This is a genomic window from Bradyrhizobium sp. CCBAU 11386 (assembly GCF_028128955.1).
GTDB lineage: Bacteria > Pseudomonadota > Alphaproteobacteria > Rhizobiales > Xanthobacteraceae > Bradyrhizobium.
In genome coordinates this window covers 96580-118029 of record NZ_LBKA01000002.1, presented here as the reverse complement: position 1 = coordinate 118029, position 21450 = coordinate 96580, and the positions used below count along the sequence as shown (strand labels likewise).

Genomic DNA, 21450 nt, shown 5'->3' with positions numbered 1-21450 from the left:
CCTAACCGCCAATTCCGGTCAGCCGCTTCGTCAGCGGGATCACCAGATCGATCGGCCGCTGCTCGCGCGTCGTGACCTCGGCGCGGGTCAGCGTCCCGCTCGAGAGCAGGATCGGCGGCCCCTTGCCGGAGGTCCAGCGATACAGGCTGAAGGTCGACGGATCGCGCTCCAGGGCTACCTTGGCCGCATAAGGCGCGCCATCCCCGGTGAAGCGCTTGACCAGCGCGTCGTTGTGCAGGTCGGCCAGCATGCCCTGGGGCGTTACCGGGAAATCCGAAACCGCAACCACCTTACCGACGATCGCGCCGTATTCCTCCCGCTTGATCGTGACCGGCTCGACACGAACTTCCATGCCCGGCCTGATGGTCTTGCCGCGGTCCGGCGGCATGTAGACGGTCGCCTCCAGGACCTGCCCCGCGATCTCGATTTCGATCACCGGCGTACCCATGACAAGCACCGCGCCGCTGGAGACCTTGAGCTCGACGACACGCCCGTCAGCGGGGCTGAGAATTTGCGATCCTCGTTCCAGCTCGGCCGCAAGCTGCGCCACCGCCCGCCTGGAATCATTGACCTTGAATTCCGACAGCATGCGCTCGCGCTCACGCTGGCTCTGCAGATCCAGCCGCTGCGCGTTGAGCTTGAGACCGTCATTGCGTGCGTCGGTGATGCGTTCCCGCGCGTTATTGAGTTCGACGCGGCGGTCCTCGAGGTATTTGCGCGTGACAATTCCGCTCGCTGCGGCGGGCTCGAGCTTGGCCACCTCGTCCGTGAGATAAGCGGTCCGCTTCTCGGCAGCCGCGATCACGTTGGCCAGACCTGCCTCCTGCGCCGCATAGTTGGCAAGCTTGGCATCGATCTCCCGCGAAATCGCACCGGTGAGCTCGGCATGCTCGCGTTCGCGCTCGCGCAGGACATCCCTCGCCTGCTGAAGCCGCTGCTCGGTCTCGGTCTGCGCGACGTGAGCGATCACCTGATCGCGGCGGACGGCATCGCCGATGCCGACATCGAGCGAGGCCAGCTTGCCACTGACGGCGGACACGGCGTCGACCAGGCGACCGCCACTGCTTAGCAAAATGCCATCGCCGGATACGCGCGTTGGAATGCGGCCCAGCACGCTCCAGGCCAATAGCACGGCAAGACCGAGCGCCAGTGTCGCAGCGGCCATCCAGTCAAACGGGCGCGTAACGCCGACAACATGGTCGAGCTGCTCGGGATTCGAAAGCCGCTCGATGGCCGCTTTACGAAAGATTCGCTCCGTGCCCCGTTTCATGCAGCCCCCCGCAAAACACCGAACCGTCCTCGACCGGGGTCGATTTGGCCGGAACGCTTTCGCTTTTTCAAGCCGATATTGGCTGCCAGCACGGGTAAAGTTTTGACCGCACGCTTTCCACGACACGATTGGATCAAAAGCGTAAGCCCCGGACCGGGCCGGCGCGCACGCAGAAACCACGCACGCCTTTCCACGAGGGCCCCTTCTAGATCACAAGGCAAAGTCCAGAAAACAGCAACAAGCCAAGGATGATACGTTTGAAGGCTGTTTCGTTGATCCGACCGAACAGGACGATACCTGCAGCCGTTCCCGCAGCTAAGGCGGGCAGAGAAATGCCAAAGTCGATCAAGACCTTTAACGAGAGGCTGTGGTGCGAAAGCATGAGAGCGAGGGCAAAAAGTTGCATCACCCCGATGTAGGGTTGAACCACGCCGCGCTGCTGCGTTTTTGGGAGACCATGGATGTCGCACCAGATCGCAGGAAGTGCGCCGGGCATCGCGGTCAGCCCGCCGACCAGCCCGCCACCAAACCCTACCAGCGCGTTCCTGCTCTGGCTCTCCATCTGACGCAAGTAGGCAGCCGTCGGCCGCACCAAGGCATATGCCGCGTAAAGCGATACGAGCGTTCCAAAGCCCAGCCTGAAGATGCCTGTATCCACGTTCTGCAGGAGATAGATCGCGATCGGAATGCCTAATAGTCCACCAGCGATGAAAACCAGGCTGGTTTTCCATTGCATGCTCTTGCGTAGTGCAAACAGATTGGCCGCTTGTACGGTGATGCTGCAAGCCATCATCAATGGCACAGCTTCTATAGGCGGAAACACGTGTAGCAGGATAGCGCCGGCGACCGCCGAGAACGCAAACCCGGAAAGGCCGGAAACGAACGCACCCGCAAAAACCGCCCCACTTAGCACCAAATACACCGCTATGTCCGACATGGCATCGCTTCCTGGAGAATGGTGATCGCAGTCAATAGCCGGACAGCACGGGGCGTCCGAACTCACGCAGGTGACCCCAGCCAATCGACCTAGTCGCGGTCGATCGCGATTGCTGCCGTTTCGATGGGTCGGATGCTCGGCGCGTGATCCAGCATGAATCCTGCGACGAGGTGCAAAATGCCGAAGCCGACCAGGACGGCGATTGTCCACGCCTTGAGAGGCGACGATGGTCGCCAAGCGCGAGATCTACTGGTAAATGCCATATCCAAATGACTTTCTTGCACGCTGCCGTTCAAGCGCGTTCAGTTCGGGCAATAGATACCGTCGGGCGCATTGGCGAGCGATACGGCAGATGTCGTATTTCGTCGTCGGCAAGGCGGCTAATGCCGAAAGGGGCAGCGCCACCGCGGGTGACAGCGCCGTGGAAGATCAGCGCCGGGACACGATCTCAACCGTGGCCGGGTGATCGCCGATGGCGGCAGCGACCCATCCCTCTAGCAACCACTATCGACGGATTCCTTGCCGTCAACAGAGGCGACAACGATCGCTTCGTGCAATTCCTCGCCGGAGATCGGCTTGTGCAGAATACGATGACCGCTGGCGGTGGCTTCCTTGATGCGCGAGGGCGAGGTATCGCCGGTCACGATCAGGGCAGGGACGGAGCGGCCGATATGGGCGCAAAGAGCCTCGATCGCCTCCAGGCCCGTCGCGCCATCTCCGAGGCGGTAGTCGGCGATGATCAGATCGACCGGTGCATCGCCGGCCGCGACCGCTGCTGCATGTATCTGTTGCACCTCGGCGGCGGACCGGCCGGCATAAACGCGATGCCCCTGCAGCGTAAGCAACTGCACCATGACATCGAGAACATCGCCCTCGTCTTCCACGACCATGATGTTGACCGCGATGCCTGCCGGCGATGCCCTGTTGGCCGGCGCAAGAGTTTCCACGGCACTAGCTTGCGGAACCGTAATGGAAAACATCGAGCCGCGCCCTGTGACGGAGACCAGCTTCAGCGGATGCTGCAGCAGTAGGGCGGTGCGGCGAACGATGGCGAGGCCAAGGCCGAGACCTTGCGTGCGATCTCTCGCCGGGTTCTGCAATTGCACGAATTCCTCGAAGATCATTGCTTGCTGATCCGCCGGGATGCCGGGGCCGGTATCCCATACCTGGATTTCCACCGACGCGCCGCGCCTGCGGCAGCCAAGCAGAACGCCGCCGGATATCGTATAGCGAAAGGCGTTCGACAGCAGATTGCCCAACACCCGTTTCAGCATCATGGGATCGCTGTCCACCTGGAGGCGGCTTTCAACAACACGCCAATCAAGGCCGCGCTCCTTCGCCACCGAAGCGAACTCGTTGCCGAGCTGGTCGAAAAGTTGAGAGAGATTCACCGTCTCCCGCGCAACAGTGACGACGCCGGCATCAAGCCGGGAGATGTCGAGCAGCCCATTCAGGAGGGCGCTGAGGTTGCCGACGATGGATTTTGCCCTGCCGGCCAGATCACGCGCATCGCCGGATTGGACGGCGCCGCGTTGACCCAGCGTCGCGAGCGTGGCGATCAGCAGGCTCAAGGCATGGATCGGCTGGCGCAGGTCGTGACTGGCGGCCGCAAGGAAACGCGTTTTCGCACGATCGGCGGCCTGCGCGCGGTCGCGTTCTTCCTCGAGGTGGCCGACCAGCTCGACATTTTCCAGACGCAACCTGATGGTCTCACGCAGCATGCGGTGCGTTGTGCGGCAATAATAGAGGTTGATGGTCACAAGTCCCGTAAGCAGGGCGAGATAGGCGCCGGAGGTATCACCTCCATTGATAAAGGCGCGCACCATGACCGGCAGCACCGTTGCGATGATCGAGCCGACCAGAGCCGGCGGAAAGGCCGAGAGCGACGGAACTGTGCCGCAGACCAGACCGGTCAAGGCAACAATGGTGAATAAAAAAGCAACGGGCTGTTCGGGAACGAACCCAACCCAGCCGAGCATTCCCCACAGCAGTCCCGACACGCAGGAAAACGCGGCCGCGAGCCACGCCCATCGCAACACAGACGCTGGTTCTCGATTCCGGCTGAAGAACCGGCGCGCGGCCAGGACGCGTATGGCGGTGAGCAGATACAGCGCACCGAGCCATCCGACCAACCAGTTCGCCGGTACGGTGCTCCTCAGTACGTATGCCGCCGCCAGGGAGATGAGGACGTTGGAAGCCACTACTCCATAGGAATTGCGATACAGGAGCTCTACGAGCGCGGCGCGTATCTTATCTTCTTGCATCGAAACCTCTCCGCGCGCCGGCAAGCGCGGCGGCTTCGTTTGCGAATTGCCGTTGCGCTACCCTGCTGGAAGGCCGAGACGAACCGCGTAAGCCGTCAATTCCGCACCACTGTGCAGATCGAGCTTCCGCATAAGATTCTCGCGATGTTTCCGGGCAGTAAGCAGGCTAATGCCGAGACGGTTGGCGATGTCGCGGTTGGTGGCGCCGTGAGGGATCATCGCCAGGATTTGCCGCTCGCGCCTTGTCAGTGTGACCGGAGATATGATCGCTGCCGAGGGCTCCGGGATTTCGCTCGGTCCGTCATGGTGGTCCACCGCAAAGCGAACCTCCTGCGCCACATAGGAGTTGCCTTTCCTGATGGCATCGATCGCAGCGATGAGTTCGGACGGATCGCCGCTCTTGGTCAAATAGCCGCTCGCGCCCGCGGAAAAAGCCGCCCGAACCGAACGCGGCTCGACATTGGCGGTCAGGACAAGAACCCGTAGCGCCGGCCAAGTGGTTCTCAGGTGAGCTATGAATTGAAAGCCGCTCACACCGGGCATGCCGAGATCGAGGACGAGAAGATCGGCGGAGTTTTCGTTCAGCAGCCGATGAACAGCCTCTGCGTCCGCCGCTTCTCCGCTGACAATAAGCCCGTCCACGGTCGACAGAAGCTGCTTCAGACCTTCCCGCATAATCGCGTGATCGTCAGCAATGATCGTCCGCACCGGTCCGCACCTGTGTTGCCCGTCAGCAACGGTATTAGGGTATCAATCAACTCCAATCAAGGATTGGGATCCACAAATCCATTTGCCGGATGTGGTCGCCTAGGCAATTTTGCGGTGGTCGTGCCGTTGCCGTGTTGCACGGCTGGCGGCAGTGGACGCTGATCCCGGTCGATTCACCGTCGGATTTGAATCTCTTTGGCCGCCGCTCGCGTTCCGGCTTTCCAAGAGCGGGCTCGTGACCACCTCCGGTTGTGCGCGCTGTGCGAGGCGTGGTCGCCGGATTACGCGACGAAGTAGCGGCGCTGCATCTTCGCAGCACAAGGGCCCGACAATGCGCCATGACGGCAATGGCTGTGACGCTGGCCGCCACGATTGCGCTAGGGCTGCGCGCCAGCGCAACGTGCGGGCTGAGGTCTGTGCGTCCGCTTCCATCCGGACCGCGGCGCCCTTCGCGTCATGGGGGCAGACTGTCCGTTTTGCTCGCCCCGATATCCTATTCTACGACGAGCAGGTAATTCGCCTGTATCATCGCGGCTGCGCGCTGTATCGAACGGGTGAAGATACAAGAACAAAGGAAAAATCGCGCAACAGGCTCGCCGCGCGAGGTCCGACCGCTTAAGCGTCGCGCGAGATACGGTCTGTTCTGGTGTCTGGAATGAGAAAGCCCTGCATCAGCAGGGCCTTGGGATGGTGGGCGCACCAGGGCTCGAACCTGGGATCCGCTGATTAAGAGGCGTATGATTTCAGCGGGTAATCAATGCTCATTCCGACAAATGTATCGTATGCCCTGCATTGAAAAGAACAATAGGCTTGCCTTCTGTTGGAATGGAGCGCTTTTGGGCGACCTCTTTCGCACCGCAGCATAGAAGCGCTCAGGTTTGGTTGTCAGAAACGCATCGGACATTGGCAACCAGCCCAGTCGTGCTCCGATCGCGCGTGCCGTCCAGAGCAGTCCGGCCTGCCAACGACTGGGACTTGTAGGACTTTCGATCCGTTGTAATGTGGAACTGCGGAATTCGCATGGCTGCTTCCAAAAAAATGGACGCAGCATCACCATAAGCAGGCGCGAACCAACGCGCCGGTTTGTTGGAGCGAGACCGACATGGCCATTGGCGGACCGTTTGATACGTTCCCCAAATTGCTTCTGCGAAATGCCGAGAGGTTCGGCACGCGTCCGGCGTTTCGGCACAAGGACCTTGGCATCTGGCAAACGTGGACCTGGGCTCAGGTTGCCGAGATCGTGCGGTCTTATGCCGCTGGCTTGAATCGACTTGGACTGCAGCCAGGAGACAAGATCGCGGTCGTAGGTTCCAATCGGCCGAAGCTCTACTGGACCATCATGGCAGCGCAGGCGCTGCGCGCGATTCCCGTTCCGGTTTACTCGGATGCAGTGGCTGACGAGCTTGCTTTTGTTCTCGCTCACGCCGAGGTGAAGTTTGTCGCCGCGCAAGATCAGGAACAGGTCGATAAGGTCTTGTCTGTATTCGCCCGAGTGCCGCATCTCGACAAGATCGTCTATGACGAGGCGCGCGGCCTTGACGACTACGATCACGGCCGATTGGTCGCAATCCACGATGTCATCGAAGACGGCCGCGCAGCGCTTGCGGCCCACGCCGCGCTTGGCGGACAGATCGATGAATTCGTCCGGCAGGGTGACGGTTCTGACATCGCAATCATCCTCTACACCTCGGGAACGACCGGCGCGTCGAAGGGTGTCGTGCTGTCGGCGCGAGGCTGCATTGATGCCGCGACGGATACCACGAGGTTCGACAGACTGACCGAGGACGACGTGGTGTTCGCCTATCTGCCGTTAGCCTGGGTCGGCGATCATTACCTCAACTATGTGCAAGGCCTTGTCGCGGGATTCTGCACGGCGTGTCCCGAGAGCGGCGAAACAATCGAGCAGGATCGGCGCGAGATCGGACCGACCTTCTACTTCGCCCCGCCGCGCGGCTTCGAAGCCATGCTGACGCGGGTGATGATCCGCATGGAGGACGCCGCGCCCGTCAAGCGGCGGATGTTCAACTACTTTCTCGGCATTGCGCGGCGGTATGGCGAGGCGATTTTGACCGGAAAACCGGTGCCGCCGACCGGCCGGCTGCTTTATGCGCTCGGTCGCTTGCTTGTCTACGATCCACTCAAGAACGTTCTGGGCCTATCACGCGTGCGCATCGCCTACACTGCCGGTGAGGCCATCGGTCCCGACCTTTTCGCGTTTTACCGCTCGATCGGATTGAACCTGAAGCAACTCTATGGTCAGACCGAAGCGTTCCTCTATGTGACGTGCCAGCCTGACGGTGATATCTACTCCGATACGGTTGGGCCAGCAGCGCCGAATGTCGACATCCGCATTACGGAATCGGGCGAAGTGCAGTTCCGCTCTCCCGGAATGTTCGTCGGATATTTCAAGGATCAAGCGAAGACCGCGGAAACCATGACGACCGACGGTTACATCAAGACCGGCGATGCAGGTTTCCTCGACGAGAAGACTGGACATCTAAAGATCATCGATCGCGCGAAAGATGTCGGTCGGCTGGCTGACGGCACAATGTTTGCGCCGAAATATCTCGAGAACAAGCTGAAGTTTTTTCCCAACATCAAGGAAGCGATCACTTTCGGTGACTCCAAAGAGTTCGTTTGCGCGATGCTCAATATCGACCCGGTCGCTGTGGCGAATTGGGCGGAACGTAACAACGTCGCCTACGCCTCCTATCAGGAGCTTGCCGGGAATCCCCTCATCTACGATCTGGTGGCGAAAGATGTCGCAGAGGCGAACCGCTCTCTTGCCAATGAAACGGTGCTGGCGGGCGCTCAGATCCGCCGCTTTCTCATTTTGCACAAGGAGCTCGACGCGGACGACGGCGAATTGACCCGCACGCAGAAGGTACGCCGCCCGTTCATTGCCGAGCGCTATGCGCCACTGCTCACGGCGCTCTACAACGGCTCACATGAAGCCAACATTTCCACTGAGGTCACCTTTGAGGATGGCCGCAAGGGCACGGTGGCGGCACGGGTCAGGATCCGCGATATGCAAGCAGTTGGTTCGGAGGAATCTCTGGGGAAGGCAGCATGAGAGCGCCGGACACAACCGAAATTTTACTTCAGGTCGACGGCGTAGCGCTGACCTTCGGTGGAATCAGAGCGCTGAGGGACGTCTCGTTCAACATCAGAAAGGGCGAAATTCGCGCCATCATCGGCCCCAACGGCGCCGGCAAAACCTCGATGCTCAACGTCATCAACGGTTTCTATCATCCCGATCATGGCGCCATCACCTTCAAGGGGCGCACTCGGGCCAGAATGCAGCCTTTCGAGGCGGCGCGCGGCGGAATCGCGCGCACCTTTCAGAACGTCGCCCTGTTCAGGGGAATGAGCGCGCTCGACAACATTATGGCCGGCCGCACCTTGAAGGTGCGCCGGGGCCTTTTGTGGCAGATGCTACGTTACGGCCCTGCGCTGGCAGAGGAGGTCGAGCATCGGCACCGGGTCGAGGAGATCATCGATTTTCTGGAAATCGAGGCGATCCGCAAGGTGCCGGTTGCCCGTTTGCCATACGGCCTGCAGAAGCGCGTCGAACTTGGGCGAGCACTTGCGATGGAGCCCGATCTTCTTCTCCTCGACGAGCCGATGGCAGGCATGAACCTCGAAGAGAAGGAGGACATGTCCCGGTTCATCATCGACGTGAACAATCACTACGGCACAACGATCGCGCTGATCGAGCACGACATGGCCGTGGTTATGGATCTCTCGCATCGCGTGGCGGTGCTCGATCATGGCGTAAAGATCGCCGACGGCACGCCGGACGAGGTGAAGAAAAACCAAGCCGTCATCGACGCCTATCTTGGCGTTGCACACTGAGGAACGTTCGTGATCGCATTGGGTCAATTTCTCGAAGTCCTGATCGGCGGACTGATGTCCGGCGTGCTGTATTCGCTGGTCGCGCTCGGCTTCGTACTGATCTTCAAGGCATCCGGTGTCTTCAATTTTGCCCAGGGTGCAATGGTATTGCTCGCGGGGCTAGCGCTGGTTCGCGTCCTCGATCTCCTGATCGCCAACGGCTTTCCGTTCTGGGCTGCAATCATCCTCGGCATCGGTTTTGCCGTCGTGATCATGGCGGCAACGGCTTGGCTGATCGAGCGGTTCGTGATCGGACCTCTTGTCAACCAAGACGCCCTCACGCTGTTCATGGCCACGATTGGCGTGACATTCGTACTCGAGGGCGCAGCGGAGATGATCTTCGGGTCGGATGTTTACCCGTTGCGGCTATTTCCGACGGACGCATGGTTTGTGTTTGAGAGTCTCTTCCCCGGTGGACTTTTGATCAACAAGCTGGATGTCTGGGGTGCCTTGATCGCAGGCATTCTGGTCGCCAGCCTCGCGATCTTCTTTCAGCGTACCAAGACCGGTCGTGCACTCAGGGCGGTGGCCGACGACCACTTGGCCGCCCATTCAGTCGGGATTCCAATCAGCTGGATCTGGTTCGTGGTCTGGTTTGTTGCCGGTCTCGTTGCGTTGGTCGCGGCGACCGTGTGGGGTACCAAGCTGGGCGTGCAGTTCTCCATCACCTTTCTCGCGCTGAAGGCTCTGCCGGTTCTGATCATTGGGGGCCTTACCTCCATTCCGGGAGCCATCGTCGGCGGGCTCATTGTGGGGGCGGGCGAGAAGATCGCCGAGGTGTTCTTGGGGCCGTCCATCGGTGGCGGCATCGAATATTGGTTTGCCTACGTGCTTGCGTTGGCGGTGCTACTTGTGCGGCCGCAGGGTCTGTTCGGCGAACGGATCATCGAACGTATCTGAGACGAGGAGTTCGTTGTGCTTTATCGCGAGGCTGGCCAGTTCAAGACGACTTACGCAGAGGACATGGCGGTCTTCCCGATTCGTCAGGACCGTATTGCGCTCGCGATCTTGCTCGGTATCGCTTTCATTGGTGTGCCGCTGCTGGCTACCTTCCATATCTGGCCGTTCGGCAGCGACTATCTGTTGTGGGCCATCTTGCTGCCTTTCCTTATCCTAGCGCTCGCCGCCATCGGAACGAACATTCTCGTCGGCTATTGCGGCCAGATCTCGCTCGGCAGTGGCGCGTTCATGGCCATCGGCGCCTATTCTGCCTACAAGCTGGCGACAGGCGTCCATATCCCGCTTGCCTGGCTTGGATTCGCGATCTCGATCCCGCCGTTGCCCGTGCTGGCATCCATTCTGCTTGGCGGGCTCATGGCGGCGGGTGTCGGAATCCTGTTCGGTATTCCCAGTCTGCGGATCAAGGGCCTCTATCTGGCGGTTGCAACGCTCGCCGCGCAGTTCTTCTTCGATTGGGCGTTCCTGCGAATCCCGTGGTTCACCAATTATGCTCCGTCGGGATCGGTGAATGCGCCGGCACTGGATTTCTTCAGCCTGGTCGTTCGCACGCCGGTCGAGCGCTATCTGCTATGCCTGCTCTTCGTGACGGTGATGACAGTGTTGGCGAAGAATCTCGTTCGCAGCAATCTTGGCAGACAGTGGATGGCAATCCGCGACATGGATATCGCCGCCGAACTGATCGGTATCCGGCCGCTCTATGCAAAGCTCACCGCTTTCGCGGTCTCTTCATTCATCGTCGGCGTGGCGGGTGCACTCTGGGCGTTCGTCTACCTCGGTTCGTGGGAGCCGCTTGCGTTCTCGATAGACCGTTCGCTGCAGCTCCTATTCATGATCATCATCGGCGGGCTCGGATCGATCATGGGTTCGTTTGTCGGGGCGGCCTTCATCCTCATCGTGCCGATCATGCTGAATCTGATTCCGACCGAGCTCGGCGTGCCACTGTCGACGGAAACGATCACTCACCTCGAATTCATCATCTTCGGATCGTTGATCTGCTATCTTCTTATCAAGGAACCCCATGGCTTCGCCCGGCTGATATCGATTGGCAAGGAGAAGCTCAGACTTTGGCCGTTTCCCTATTGAAGGAGCGATCGCGCCTGGATCGCCACGCGGATGGCGATTGCTGGCAGAGGAGGAAGGAAACAAATCCCCGGACGGAAAAAGAGGGGCTCAAAGGAGGAGAATATCAACATGGCAAATATTGCACGGAATGTATTGATACTGGCGGCGGCCGCCTTGTCGGGCGCGGCGTTCACCGCACCGGCCGCAGCGCAAAACGAGCAGTTCATCCCGATCCTGTCCTACCGGACGGGACCGTACGCCGTGAATGGCGCGCCGTATGCAAACGGCGTTGCCGACTACTACAATCTGATCAACGAGCGCGACGGCGGCATCAACGGCGTCAAGCTTCTGGTCGAGGAATGCGAGACCGCTTACGCCACCGACAAGGGCGTCGAGTGTTACGAGCGTCTCAAGGGCAAGGGGCCGACCGGCGCGGCCTTCATCAATCCGCTGTCGACCGGCATCACCTTCGCCCTCACCGAAAAGACGGAGACGGACAAGATCCCGATCATCACGATGGGATACGGCCGTGCTGACTCAAAGAACGGTGCGGTGTTCGCGTACAACTTCCCATTGCTCGGCACCTACTGGTCCGCGGCCGATATCGCGATCCAGCACGTCGCCAAGGAGCTTGGCGGGTTCGACAAGCTCAAAGGCAAGAAGATTTCGCTGCTGTATCACGACAGCCCGTACGGCAAGGAGCCGATCCCGATGCTGCAGGTGCTGGCAAAGAAGTACGGCTTTGAGTTTACTCCGATCCCGGTCACGCACCCCGGTGTCGAACAGAAGTCGCAATGGCTGGCGATCCGCCAGAACCGGCCGGACTATGTCCTGGTCTGGGGCTGGGGCGTCATGAACAGCACGGCAGTCAAGGAAGCGGCGGCCGTTGCCTATCCGCGCGACAAGATGATCGGTGTCTGGTGGTCGGGTGCAGAGCCGGATGTCACGCCCGCAGGCGATCAGGCCACAGGCTACAAGTCGCTGATGCTTCAGCATGGCGCGGGTAAGTTTCCCGTGCACGCTGACATAGCGAAATACGTCTACGCCAAGGGTAAAGGTTCAACAGAACCTGGCAAGGTCGGCGAAGTTCTCTACAACCGTGGCATGGTGAATGCCATGCTCGGCGTGGAGGCGATCCGCAAGGCGCAGGAGAAGTTCGGCCAGAAGCCGCTGAAGGGTGAGCAGGTCCGTTGGGGCCTCGAGAACCTCAATCTCTCTGATGCACGCATCAACGAGCTCGGCTTTGAGGGAATGTTGAAGCCGATCAGGATCTCCTGCTCCGACCACGAGGGCACGCGCGACGGGCGCGTACAGCAGTGGGATGGCAAGGCCTGGAAGGTGATCTCCGACTGGTACACGGCTGACGAGTCGCTCATCGACCCGCTCGTCGCCGACGTTTCCGCGAAGTATGCCGCGGACAAGAAGATCCCGCCACGCGATTGCGCGAAGGAAAGCTGAGGCATGTGAGCGATCCGGGAGCCGGTGCCGGTTCCCGGATTCCGGCCACTGTTTGGAGGTCTGCGCGTGTCAATTTCCACGGCGACTGAAGCGGCAGCTCCGTTTCTGTCGGTCAACAATATCGAGGTCGTCTACGATCATGTGATCCTCGTGTTGAAGGGTGTATCGCTGGATGTGCCGCGGGGCGGTATTGTCGCGCTTCTCGGCGCCAATGGCGCGGGCAAGACGACGACGTTAAAGGCAATCTCCAATTTGCTGCATGCAGAACGCGGTGATGTCACTAAGGGATCGATCCTGTTCGATGGCGTCGAAGTGCAGTCCCTGTCGCCAAACGATCTGGTGCGCCGCGGCTGCATCCAGGTCATGGAGGGGCGGCGTTGCTTCGCTCACCTCACTGTCGAAGAGAACATCCTGACCGGCGCCTTCACGCGCAGGGATGGCAAGGCCGTGATCGCGCAGGATCTGGAGCGGGTGTATGCCTATTTTCCGCGCCTTCGAGAGCGACGTGCTTCGACGGCCGGCTACACGTCGGGCGGCGAACAGCAGATGTGCGTGATCGGGCGCGCGCTGATGTCGCGCCCCAAGATGATCCTGCTCGACGAACCTTCGATGGGCCTCGCGCCGCAGATCGTCGAGGAGATCTTCGAGATCGTGAAGGATCTCAACGTCAAGGAAGGTGTGTCGTTTCTTCTCGCCGAACAGAACACCAATATGGCGCTCAAATACGCGAGCCACGGCTATATCCTCGAAAATGGCCGCGTAGTGATGGACGGCGAGGCGCGGGCGCTCGCCGCAAATGAGGATGTCAAGGAGTTCTACCTTGGCATCGCCGGTGACAGGCGAAAATCATTCCGCGATGTGAAGCACTATAAGCGGCGCAAACGTTGGCTCGCTTAGCCGATGACGTTGAGTGATCGGCCCCCTTTGGCTGGGAATAGATGTAACGCGCATCCGCCAGCAGACTCAAAGAACGGGTTCGCAAAAACGATATCCGTTCACCGAAGATTGCGGGGCGAGGCGCCGTACAGCCGCTGACCACCTGTCGGAATGGCTGCCGCGAGAGGTCCCCTAAGCTATTGAAAAGCTTGGTGGGCGCACCAGGGCTCGAACCTGGGACCCGCTGATTAAGAGTCAGCTGCTCTACCAACTGAGCTATGCGCCCGAAAGGCGGTGAATGCCTTGCGAGGCCGGTCGTTTAGCAAAGCGAACCGGGTCTGGCAAGCGATGTGGCGCATGTTTTCCAAGGTTCTTCCACAGGCCCCAAAAAGCGAAAAGCCGCTGGATTCCAGCAGCTTCGCCAAGGTTAATCCCGCGGGAAATACGGGGTGGCTCAGAGCCGGCCGTCGCGATCCCGGTCCGGGCCGCCGTCACGGTCGAAACGGTCGCCATGGAAGTGGTCCATGCCGCGCTCCATCATGCGGTCCATGCCGCGTTCCATGAAGTGGCGGTGCGGGCCGTCCTCGCCGCCGCCGAACGGGCCGCGGTGACGGGTCAGCACGGCGAGGCGCCGCTTCTGGCCCTCGTCCAGGGTCTTGTAGAGGGGATCGGCGGCATCGGCGATCTTCTTCAGGGCCGCGGAGGAAGCCGCCATGTCCTCGGCACGCTGGCGCAGGCGGGCGACCGGATCCTCCGGCTTGTCGGCGGCGCCGGGGGCGGCATTCATGCGCGCATTGGCGCGGTCGATGCGCAGCTTGGCGAATTCGCGCACGGCGGCCTCGACCGGCGGCCACAGCTTCTCCTGGTCGGCGTTGAGTTTCAGCCCAGCATGGACGGCGGCGATCCGCGCATCGACGAAGGCGGCACGGTCCTCGGGGTTCATGCGGATGTGGCGGAAGTGCTCCATCCACGGGCGATGAAATTGGGCATAGACCGCGCCCGAGCCGGCGATGCTGAGCACGGCGATGGCGGCGATGGTGAACTTCCTCATGCGAGCCTCCTCTGGAAGGATGCTCTGAGGATGGGCGCCGCGCGCCTCGCGCGCAACTTACAACTTGGACAGGGAGGGCGTCCTTACGAAGAAGTAACGCCTGATTTTACCTCCAGCCGCGACCGGAAATCATTCGCAACAAAAAAGGGGCTTCCGCGACTGGCACGGAAGCCCCTCATTCATGCGTTTAGGTCAGTTCGTCGCGCCCTTCGATTCCTTCAGGAATTCGTCGATCAGCGGCTGGCCAATGCGGCTGGCGGCGTCCTTGTAGACCGGCTCCATCGCCTTGCGCATCGCCTCGCTCTGCTCCGGCGTGAGCTTGATGATCTCGCTCTTGCCGCTCTTCTTGATCTCGGCCAACGCGTCGTCGTTCTCCTTCTGCGACTGCGTGTTGTTGAAGTCGGAGGCTTCCTTCATCGCCTTCGACAGCTGGTCGCGAATGTCGGCGGGCAGATCGTCCCAGAACTTCTTGTTCACGATCACGACGTAGCCGATGTAGCCGTGATTGGTCTCGGTGATGTACTTCTGCACCTCGTGCATCTTCTGGGTGTAGATGTTCGACCAGGTGTTCTCCTGCCCGTCGACCACGCCGGTCTGGAGCGCCTGGTAGACTTCCGAGAATGCCATCACCTGCGGCAGCGAGCCGAGCGTCTTGAACTGGGCCTGGAGCACGCGCGAGGACTGGATACGGAACTTCACGCCCTGATAATCGCCGGGTGCGACCAGCTTCTTGTTGGCGCTCATCTGCTTGAAGCCGTTGTCCCAATAAGCGAGGCCGGTGATGCCCTTGGAGTCCAAAAGCTTGAGCAGGCGGAGGCCGAGCGGGCCTTCCGTCACCTTCCGCAGCGTCTTCAGGTCGGGAAGGATGTAGGGCAGATCGAACACCTCGAACTCGCGGATGCCGAGCGGGCCGAATTTCGAATTCGACGGCGCCAGCATCTGCACGCTGCCGAGCTGGAGCGCCTCGAGCTCTTCCTTGTCCTTGTAGAGCGTCGAGTTCGGATAGACCTCGATCTTGACCTTGCCGCCGGTGTACTTCTCGGCGAGCTCCTTGAATTTTTCCGACGCCTTGCCCTTCGGCGTGTCGGTGGCCACCACGTGGCTGAACTTGATGATGATCGGCGATTGGGCCAGCGCCGGCCCGGTCAAGCCAAGAGCCAGTACGGCGATGGACGCCGCGATCGCGAAGGTGCGCATAATCTCTCCCTGGTGTTATTTGGCCGCCCGGCGTGCGGGTGACCGATCCTTGTGCCGGGAGCATCAATAGCGGCTCGCGCATTGAGCCGCTATTGGCCGTTAGCAGGGCAGCTATTCATGATGAACGCCGTCATTCCGGGGCGATGCAAAGCATCGAACCCGGAATCTCGAGATTCTCAGGTGCGCAATTGCGCACCATAGTTCGGCTCTTCGAGCCGCCCCGGAATGACAAGCTTCGCTTGTCAGCTCGCCGCGGCCGTCGTCACCGTGTCGCGCTGGCGCTTCATGACGATCTTGTTGAGCGCGCCGAGATAGGCCTTGGCCGAGGCCACCAGCGTATCGGGATCGGCCGCGCGGGCCGTCATCGAGCGACCGTCATGCGACAGCCGCACCGAGACTTCCGCCTGCGCGTCGGTGCCTTCGGTGACGGCATGGACCTGGTACAGCTCGAGCTTGGCCTCGTGCGGCACCAGGCGCTTGATGCAGTTGAACACCGCGTCCACCGGACCGTTGCCCTCGGCCTCCTCGATCTTGATCTGGCCGTCGACGTCGAGCTTCATGGTCGCGCGCTGCGGGCCATGGGTGCCGGCGATCACGGTCAGCGAGGTCAGCTTGATGCGGTCGTGCGACGCCGCCATCTCCTCGTCGACCAGCGCCTCGATGTCCTCGTCGTAGATGTCCTTCTTGCGGTCGGCGAGCGCCTTCATCCGCGTGAACGCGTCTTCCAGCTGGTTGGGGCCGAGCTTGTAGCCCATCTCCTCCAGCTTGTGCACGAAGGCATGGCGGCCGGAGTGCTTGCCGAGCACCAGCGAGGACTGCTTCAGGCCGACCATCTCGGGCCGCATGATCTCGTAGGTGGAAGCGTCCTTCAGCACGCCGTCCTGGTGGATGCCGCTCTCATGCGCGAACGCGTTCCGGCCGACGATCGCCTTGTTGTACTGCACCGGGAACGAGGTCGCCGCCGACACCACCTTCGAGGCGCGGGTGAGCTGCGTGGTGTCGATCTTGTTCCAGTAGGGGAATTTGTCGTTGCGCACGTTGATCGCCATCACGATCTCTTCCAGCGCGGCGTTGCCGGCGCGCTCGCCGATGCCGTTGATGGTGCACTCGACCTGGCGCGCGCCGCCGACGATGCCGGCCAGCGAGTTCGCCACGGCCATGCCGAGGTCGTTGTGGCAGTGCACGGAGAACACCGCCTTGTCCGAGTTCGGCACGCGCTCGATCAGCGTCTTCATGAAGTAGGTGTATTCCTCCGGCACCGTGTAGCCGACGGTGTCCGGAATGTTCACCGTGGTGGCGCCGGCCTTGATGACGGCTTCCACGATGCGGCACAGGAAGTCCATCTCGCTGCGGGTGCCGTCCTCGGCCGACCATTCGACGTCGTCGATCTGGTTGCGGGCGCGCGCGACCATGGCAACTGAGGTCTCGAGCACCTGCTCCGGGGTCTTGTTCAGCTTCACCCGCATATGCAGCGGCGAGGTCGCGATCACGGTGTGGACGCGGCCGCGCTTCGCAAACTTCACCGCCTCGGCGCAGCGGTCGATGTCGGCGGGATGGGCGCGGGACAGGCCGGCGATGACGGCGTTCTTGGAGCGGCGGGCGATCTCGCTGACCGCCTGGAAGTCGCCCTCGGAGGTGATCGGGAAGCCGGCCTCGATGACGTCGACGCCCATATCATCCAGCAGCTCCGCGACCTCGAGCTTCTCCTCGAAGGTCATGGTGGCACCGGGGCACTGCTCGCCGTCGCGCAGCGTGGTGTCGAAAATGATGACGCGGTCCTTGTCGGACTTGTTCACGGGGGCCATTGCAAATTTCCTTTTGAGCTTTTGCGCCGTTCAGTGCTGGGCGCTTGAGGTGTCCGATGATCTCGACCAACCCCTGAGCGCCCAGGCGCGTGGCGCCCAGCCGGCCCTCAGGGGCAAGTAAGAAGAAGCCCGCCGAGAAGGAGGGTGGGCAGCAGCGCGGCCGGGATCGTGGCGGCGGCCAGAGCCACCTCCCCCGAAATCCCATTAATTTGGCCGCGAATCAGCATTGCCAGACCCTTTTGAGCCCTCAAATCCTCGGCCAAAACCGTTGACGGTTGGTTGCCGGGAGGCCCAATGCGCCTGTTTCTAGACGAGAAACGGGCGCAACTGCAACGCCAAAAGATGGTCAGGTGGGCTGACCTACCATGGACGTGAGCTTGCTCCCAGCTATTGGGAAAAGCGAAACGAAGCCACGTCATTGGTGGCGTCCTGGCGAACGCCAGGACCCATACCGAGGTCTGTCCGTGGAGATCGATTGCAGTACTAGACGAGCCTTCGCCAAACCATTCCCTGGGGTAATGGGTCCCGGCGTTCGCCGGGACGACGATGGGAGACATTTGCGCACAATTGCCTCGACGTCGTCATTGCGAGCAGCGAAGCAATCCAGAGTCTTTCCGCCGTGACAGTCTGGATTGCTTCGCGGAGCCTGTCATCGGGCCGCGCTTTGCGCGGACCCGTTGGCTCGCAATGACAGAGCAAGGTGCAACGTCATAGTGATCCAACTTCCCTATCAACCGCAGACACACCTTCACGTCCTCGCGGCGCGTTTCGCCCGAGTTTTGCTCTCCGCGGCCCGGATTACGCTGCGCTCCATCGGGGCTACGAGGACTTGGAGCTATCCCGTGCGGCGGGCGCGGGCTCGGCTTTCCCAGCGGTCCAGCATCTGACCGAGCTCGCCGGTGGCCATCGGCACCGCCTTGCCGGTTTTTGCGATCTCGTTGGTGTTGGCCGGCGCGTTGGCGTGGAGCCAATCCGGCTCGGTATACTCCCGCCAGCGGCGCGCCTCCGCCCGCCTCTTGCGGGAGACGTATGCGCGGGTGAAATAGCCGGCCACAAATGCGATCGCGAGCAGCATGACCAGTACGACGACAGCTAACATCATGAGTTCCGGCCTCTTTCCCCCGAGGAATGTTCTGCCAGCATCGCGCGCGAGGTCAAGGCTTGACAGGCCCTAAAACCGGTCCCTGTTAGCCGCGCGCGGGCGGACGAATTGTCGCCTCGGACTTTGCACAGCCGCAATGCGGCGATGTTGCGGCGTTCGCGACGTCGCACGGAGGATGCGAACCTGCCCCTCGCAACCGGACGCGGACCGGACTAACCTTCGACCTGCTCGGCCGGATCAACCGGCCAGTCAACATGACCGGGAGGACGCGATGACACGCCAAGAGGCTCGTGACCACGAGCAGCGCGACCAGGATGCTGCGCTTTCACGACGAACACTTGTCCGGGGGCTTGCGCTCGGTGCCGCCGCCACGATGGCCGGTCCCGCGCTGGCCCAGACCGGACCTGCCGCCCCGCCGACGACGATCACCACCCCGCCGCGCGATTTCGGCCCCAACGGCGCGCCGACCACATATTTCTGGGACCCCGACATCATCGCGGTCGATCCATCCTTCAACGACCTGGCGCAGCCCAACACCGCGATCAAGCGACTCTACACCGGCCTGTTGTGGGCCGAGGGCCCGGCGTGGAGCGCGCAGGGCCGCTACCTCTTGTGGAGCGACATTCCCAACAACCGACAGATGCGCTGGACCGAGGACGACGGCCGCGTCAGCGTGTTCCGCTCGCCGTCGAACAACTCCAACGGCAATTCGTTCGACTTCCAGGGCCGCCAGCTCTCCTGCGAACATTTGACCCGGCGGGTGACGCGCTACGAGCATGACGGCACCGCCACGGTGCTCGCCGATTCCTATCAGGGCAAGCGGCTGAACTCGCCGAACGACGTCGTCGCGCATCCCGACGGCAGCTACTGGTTCACCGACCCGCCCTATGGCGGCCAGCTCTATGAGGGCGAGCCCGACGTTGCAGGCGGCCCGAGCAATGCGGGCGGCAAGCTCAATCCGCGGATCGGACAGCCGGCCGGCTTCACACCGGGCAAGCGCGAGCTGCCGACCAACTGCTATCGCATCGATCCCTCAGGCCGCATCGACCTCGTCGTCACCGAGGAGCAGGTGCCCGATCCGAACGGACTGTGCTTCTCGCCTGACTACAAGAAGCTCTATGTCGCCTCGACCGGCAAGGGCCCAGGCGACACCGGCCCCGGCGGCAAGGGCGAGATCTTCGTGTTCGACGTCGGCACGGACAACAAGCTCTCCAACCTCAAGAAGTTCAGCGATTGCGTGATCGACGGCGTGAAGTGCGGGCCGGACGGCGTGCGCTGCGACGTCAACGGCAATGTCTGGGCCTCCAGCAATGCCGGCCGCGCCGTCGGCTATAGCGGCGTGACGGTGTGGTCGCCGGAGGGCAAGCTGCTCGGCCGCATCCGCCTGCCGGAAGTGTGCGGCAACGTCTGCTTCGGCGGCCCCAAGCGCAACCGCCTGTTCATGGCCGCGAGCCAGTCGCTCTATGCCGTGTATACGGCGACGCAAGGCGCGGGGCCGGGTTGAACGGCACAAGCCTTTGAATTGCGCCACGGCGCCGGCGTGCCTCGCCGGCGCCGAATTGTTTTGGTTGCCTTGTCGATGCTTGAACCGGGCAACAGAGGTGACTTCCGGACAGAGCGCGTGATAATTGAGCCATGGCAGACAAAATTCGCGTCGTTGTTCTCTATGGCGGCAGGTCCGGTGAGCACCAGGTCTCGCTGAAATCGGCGGCCTCCGTGCTGGGGCATCTCGACCGCACCCGCTTCGAGGTGATCCCGGTCTCCATCGACAAGACGGGTCGGTGGCAATGGAACGACCTTCGGACGCTCGATCAGGCGCACGCGGCGGCCTTGCCGATCCTGCCCGATGCGCCGGAGATGCGGCTCGCCAGGGGACATGATGGACGCGGCGTCCTCATGCCGATCACGCAAGGCGCCGCCGACCCGATCGAGATCGACGTCGTCTTTCCGGTCATCCACGGGCCGCTTTGCGAGGACGGCACCGTGCAGGGCCTGCTGGAATTGGCCGATGTCGCTTATGTGGGATCGGGCGTTCTCGCCTCCGCCGTCAGCATGGACAAGGATGTCGCCAAGCGGCTCGCTGAATTCGCCGGCATTCCGGTCGCGCCCTATCGCGTGCTCACCCGCAAGGCCTACGTTCAGGACCGCATCTCATCGCTTGCGAAGGCGATCGAAGGTTTGACGCTCCCGGTCTTCGTCAAGCCGTGCAACATGGGCTCCAGTGTCGGCATTCACAAGGTCAAGACGCAGGATGCGCTCGGAGCGGCGCTCGATGATGCGTTTCGGTATGACGTCAAGGTGCTGGTCGAACAGGGCATCGACGCGCGCGAGATCGAGGTCGCGGTGCTCGAGGGCGAGACGCTGTTCGCGAGCGTCGCCAGCGAGCTGAACCCCAACGCCCATCACGAGTTCTATTCGTACGAGGCGAAATATCTCGATCCCGATGGCGCTCGGGTTGACCTTCCGGCCAAGCTCGACACGGCACAGATGGAGCGCGTCCGGTCGCTCGCCACCCGGGTGTTCGCGGCGCTCGAATGCAGCGGCTTCGCCCGCGTCGACTTCTTCCTCGACCGGAAAACCGGCGAGTTCTGCTTCAACGAGATCAACACCCTGCCCGGCTTCACGTCGATCAGCATGTATCCGAAGATGATGGAAGCCTCGGGCGTACCGTATGGAGAGTTGCTGACGCGCCTCGTCAATCTGGCGCTGGACCGGCACCGCCAGCGGCAGACCCTGGAACGAGGCTATGCGAGCTAGTCGATCTCCGGCTTCCGCAGATGCGTCCTGCGCCGCGGCGTGCCGGCTACCGACCTTGGGCGATGTTGACTTTCCGCTGTCCCGCTCCCCATACTTCGCAAAAAGATAA

Annotated in this window: 16 protein-coding genes and 1 tRNA gene; 8 read left to right on the top strand and 9 right to left on the bottom strand. The window is 61.7% G+C overall.

Annotation, left to right across the window (positions count from 1 at the left end; translation table 11 throughout):
- Nucleotide 1: 1 nt before the first annotated feature.
- The 4 genes from XI09_RS00750 to XI09_RS00735 all read right to left on the bottom strand — a co-directional run bounded on the left by XI09_RS00750 (nt 2) and on the right by XI09_RS00735 (nt 5179).
- Nucleotides 2–1270: an NHLP bacteriocin system secretion protein gene (locus tag XI09_RS00750; protein ID WP_271565242.1), complete on the bottom strand. Its 1269-nt coding sequence runs from the start codon at nt 1268–1270 to the stop codon at nt 2–4.
- Nucleotides 1271–1475: 205 nt separating this feature from the next.
- Nucleotides 1476–2207: a sulfite exporter TauE/SafE family protein gene (locus tag XI09_RS00745; RefSeq protein ID WP_271565241.1), complete on the bottom strand. Its 732-nt coding sequence runs from the start codon at nt 2205–2207 to the stop codon at nt 1476–1478.
- 494 nt (nt 2208–2701) lie between these two features.
- Nucleotides 2702–4471 carry a hybrid sensor histidine kinase/response regulator gene (locus XI09_RS00740; RefSeq protein ID WP_271565240.1) on the bottom strand — a complete coding sequence of 590 codons (1770 nt, stop codon included), beginning with the start codon at nt 4469–4471 and terminating at the stop codon, nt 2702–2704.
- Nucleotides 4472–4528: 57 nt separating this feature from the next.
- Complete coding sequence (locus tag XI09_RS00735; RefSeq protein ID WP_271565239.1) at nt 4529–5179, bottom strand: response regulator; 651 nt, start codon at nt 5177–5179, stop codon at nt 4529–4531.
- A gap of 1102 nt (nt 5180–6281) precedes the next feature.
- Between XI09_RS00735 and XI09_RS00730 the strand changes: the two genes are divergently transcribed.
- The 6 genes from XI09_RS00730 to XI09_RS00705 all read left to right on the top strand — a co-directional run bounded on the left by XI09_RS00730 (nt 6282) and on the right by XI09_RS00705 (nt 13450).
- Entirely contained in the window at nt 6282–8252 is a 1971-nt protein-coding gene (locus tag XI09_RS00730; RefSeq protein ID WP_271565238.1) for an AMP-dependent synthetase/ligase, read from the top strand.
- On the top strand, nt 8249–9034 hold the full coding sequence (locus XI09_RS00725) for an ABC transporter ATP-binding protein (protein WP_271565237.1): 786 nt from the start codon (nt 8249–8251) through the stop codon (nt 9032–9034). Before XI09_RS00730 ends, XI09_RS00725 begins: the two co-directional genes overlap by 4 nt.
- A gap of 9 nt (nt 9035–9043) precedes the next feature.
- A complete protein-coding gene (locus XI09_RS00720; protein WP_271565236.1) occupies nt 9044–9973 on the top strand; it encodes a branched-chain amino acid ABC transporter permease in 930 nt (309 codons plus the stop codon).
- A gap of 15 nt (nt 9974–9988) precedes the next feature.
- Nucleotides 9989–11116: a branched-chain amino acid ABC transporter permease gene (locus XI09_RS00715; protein ID WP_271565235.1), complete on the top strand. Its 1128-nt coding sequence runs from the start codon at nt 9989–9991 to the stop codon at nt 11114–11116.
- 108 nt (nt 11117–11224) lie between these two features.
- Complete coding sequence (locus XI09_RS00710; protein WP_271565234.1) at nt 11225–12553, top strand: ABC transporter substrate-binding protein; 1329 nt, start codon at nt 11225–11227, stop codon at nt 12551–12553.
- Between the two features lie 66 nt (nt 12554–12619).
- The gene (locus tag XI09_RS00705; protein WP_271565233.1) at nt 12620–13450 is read left to right on the top strand and encodes an ABC transporter ATP-binding protein; all 831 of its coding nucleotides are present in this window, start codon (nt 12620–12622) and stop codon (nt 13448–13450) included.
- Between the two features lie 189 nt (nt 13451–13639).
- On the opposite strand, the gene XI09_RS00700 is transcribed toward XI09_RS00705, so the two are convergent.
- The 5 genes from XI09_RS00700 to XI09_RS00680 form a co-directional block, all read right to left on the bottom strand.
- Nucleotides 13640–13715 (bottom strand) — tRNA-Lys (locus XI09_RS00700).
- A gap of 168 nt (nt 13716–13883) precedes the next feature.
- Complete coding sequence (locus tag XI09_RS00695; RefSeq protein ID WP_271565232.1) at nt 13884–14480, bottom strand: Spy/CpxP family protein refolding chaperone; 597 nt, start codon at nt 14478–14480, stop codon at nt 13884–13886.
- A gap of 192 nt (nt 14481–14672) precedes the next feature.
- Nucleotides 14673–15677: a TRAP transporter substrate-binding protein gene (locus XI09_RS00690; protein WP_271565231.1), complete on the bottom strand. Its 1005-nt coding sequence runs from the start codon at nt 15675–15677 to the stop codon at nt 14673–14675.
- A 242-nt stretch (nt 15678–15919) separates the two neighbouring features.
- Nucleotides 15920–17482, bottom strand: coding sequence for a 2-isopropylmalate synthase (locus XI09_RS00685; protein WP_271565230.1), 1563 nt, complete (start codon nt 17480–17482; stop codon nt 15920–15922).
- An 835-nt stretch (nt 17483–18317) separates the two neighbouring features.
- Nucleotides 18318–18581 carry a hypothetical protein gene (locus XI09_RS00680; RefSeq protein ID WP_271565326.1) on the bottom strand — a complete coding sequence of 88 codons (264 nt, stop codon included), beginning with the start codon at nt 18579–18581 and terminating at the stop codon, nt 18318–18320.
- A 274-nt stretch (nt 18582–18855) separates the two neighbouring features.
- Between XI09_RS00680 and XI09_RS00675 the strand changes: the two genes are divergently transcribed.
- On the top strand, nt 18856–20088 hold the full coding sequence (locus XI09_RS00675) for an SMP-30/gluconolactonase/LRE family protein (RefSeq protein ID WP_271565229.1): 1233 nt from the start codon (nt 18856–18858) through the stop codon (nt 20086–20088).
- A 131-nt stretch (nt 20089–20219) separates the two neighbouring features.
- Nucleotides 20220–21341 carry a D-alanine--D-alanine ligase family protein gene (locus tag XI09_RS00670; RefSeq protein ID WP_271565228.1) on the top strand — a complete coding sequence of 374 codons (1122 nt, stop codon included), beginning with the start codon at nt 20220–20222 and terminating at the stop codon, nt 21339–21341.
- The last annotated feature ends 109 nt before the right edge of the window (nt 21342–21450 follow it).

Coding starts and splice junctions, on each gene's coding strand:
- XI09_RS00750 (WP_271565242.1), bottom strand. CDS start 1,270: ATGAAACGGGGCACGGAGCGAATCTTTCGTAAAGCGGCCATCGAGCGG.
- XI09_RS00745 (WP_271565241.1), bottom strand. CDS start 2,207: ATGTCGGACATAGCGGTGTATTTGGTGCTAAGTGGGGCGGTTTTTGCG.
- XI09_RS00740 (WP_271565240.1), bottom strand. CDS start 4,471: ATGCAAGAAGATAAGATACGCGCCGCGCTCGTAGAGCTCCTGTATCGC.
- XI09_RS00730 (WP_271565238.1), top strand. CDS start 6,282: ATGGCCATTGGCGGACCGTTTGATACGTTCCCCAAATTGCTTCTGCGA.
- XI09_RS00725 (WP_271565237.1), top strand. CDS start 8,249: ATGAGAGCGCCGGACACAACCGAAATTTTACTTCAGGTCGACGGCGTA.
- XI09_RS00710 (WP_271565234.1), top strand. CDS start 11,225: ATGGCAAATATTGCACGGAATGTATTGATACTGGCGGCGGCCGCCTTG.
- XI09_RS00695 (WP_271565232.1), bottom strand. CDS start 14,480: ATGAGGAAGTTCACCATCGCCGCCATCGCCGTGCTCAGCATCGCCGGC.
- XI09_RS00690 (WP_271565231.1), bottom strand. CDS start 15,677: ATGCGCACCTTCGCGATCGCGGCGTCCATCGCCGTACTGGCTCTTGGC.
- XI09_RS00685 (WP_271565230.1), bottom strand. CDS start 17,482: ATGGCCCCCGTGAACAAGTCCGACAAGGACCGCGTCATCATTTTCGAC.
- XI09_RS00680 (WP_271565326.1), bottom strand. CDS start 18,581: ATGTTAGCTGTCGTCGTACTGGTCATGCTGCTCGCGATCGCATTTGTG.
- XI09_RS00675 (WP_271565229.1), top strand. CDS start 18,856: ATGACACGCCAAGAGGCTCGTGACCACGAGCAGCGCGACCAGGATGCT.
- XI09_RS00670 (WP_271565228.1), top strand. CDS start 20,220: ATGGCAGACAAAATTCGCGTCGTTGTTCTCTATGGCGGCAGGTCCGGT.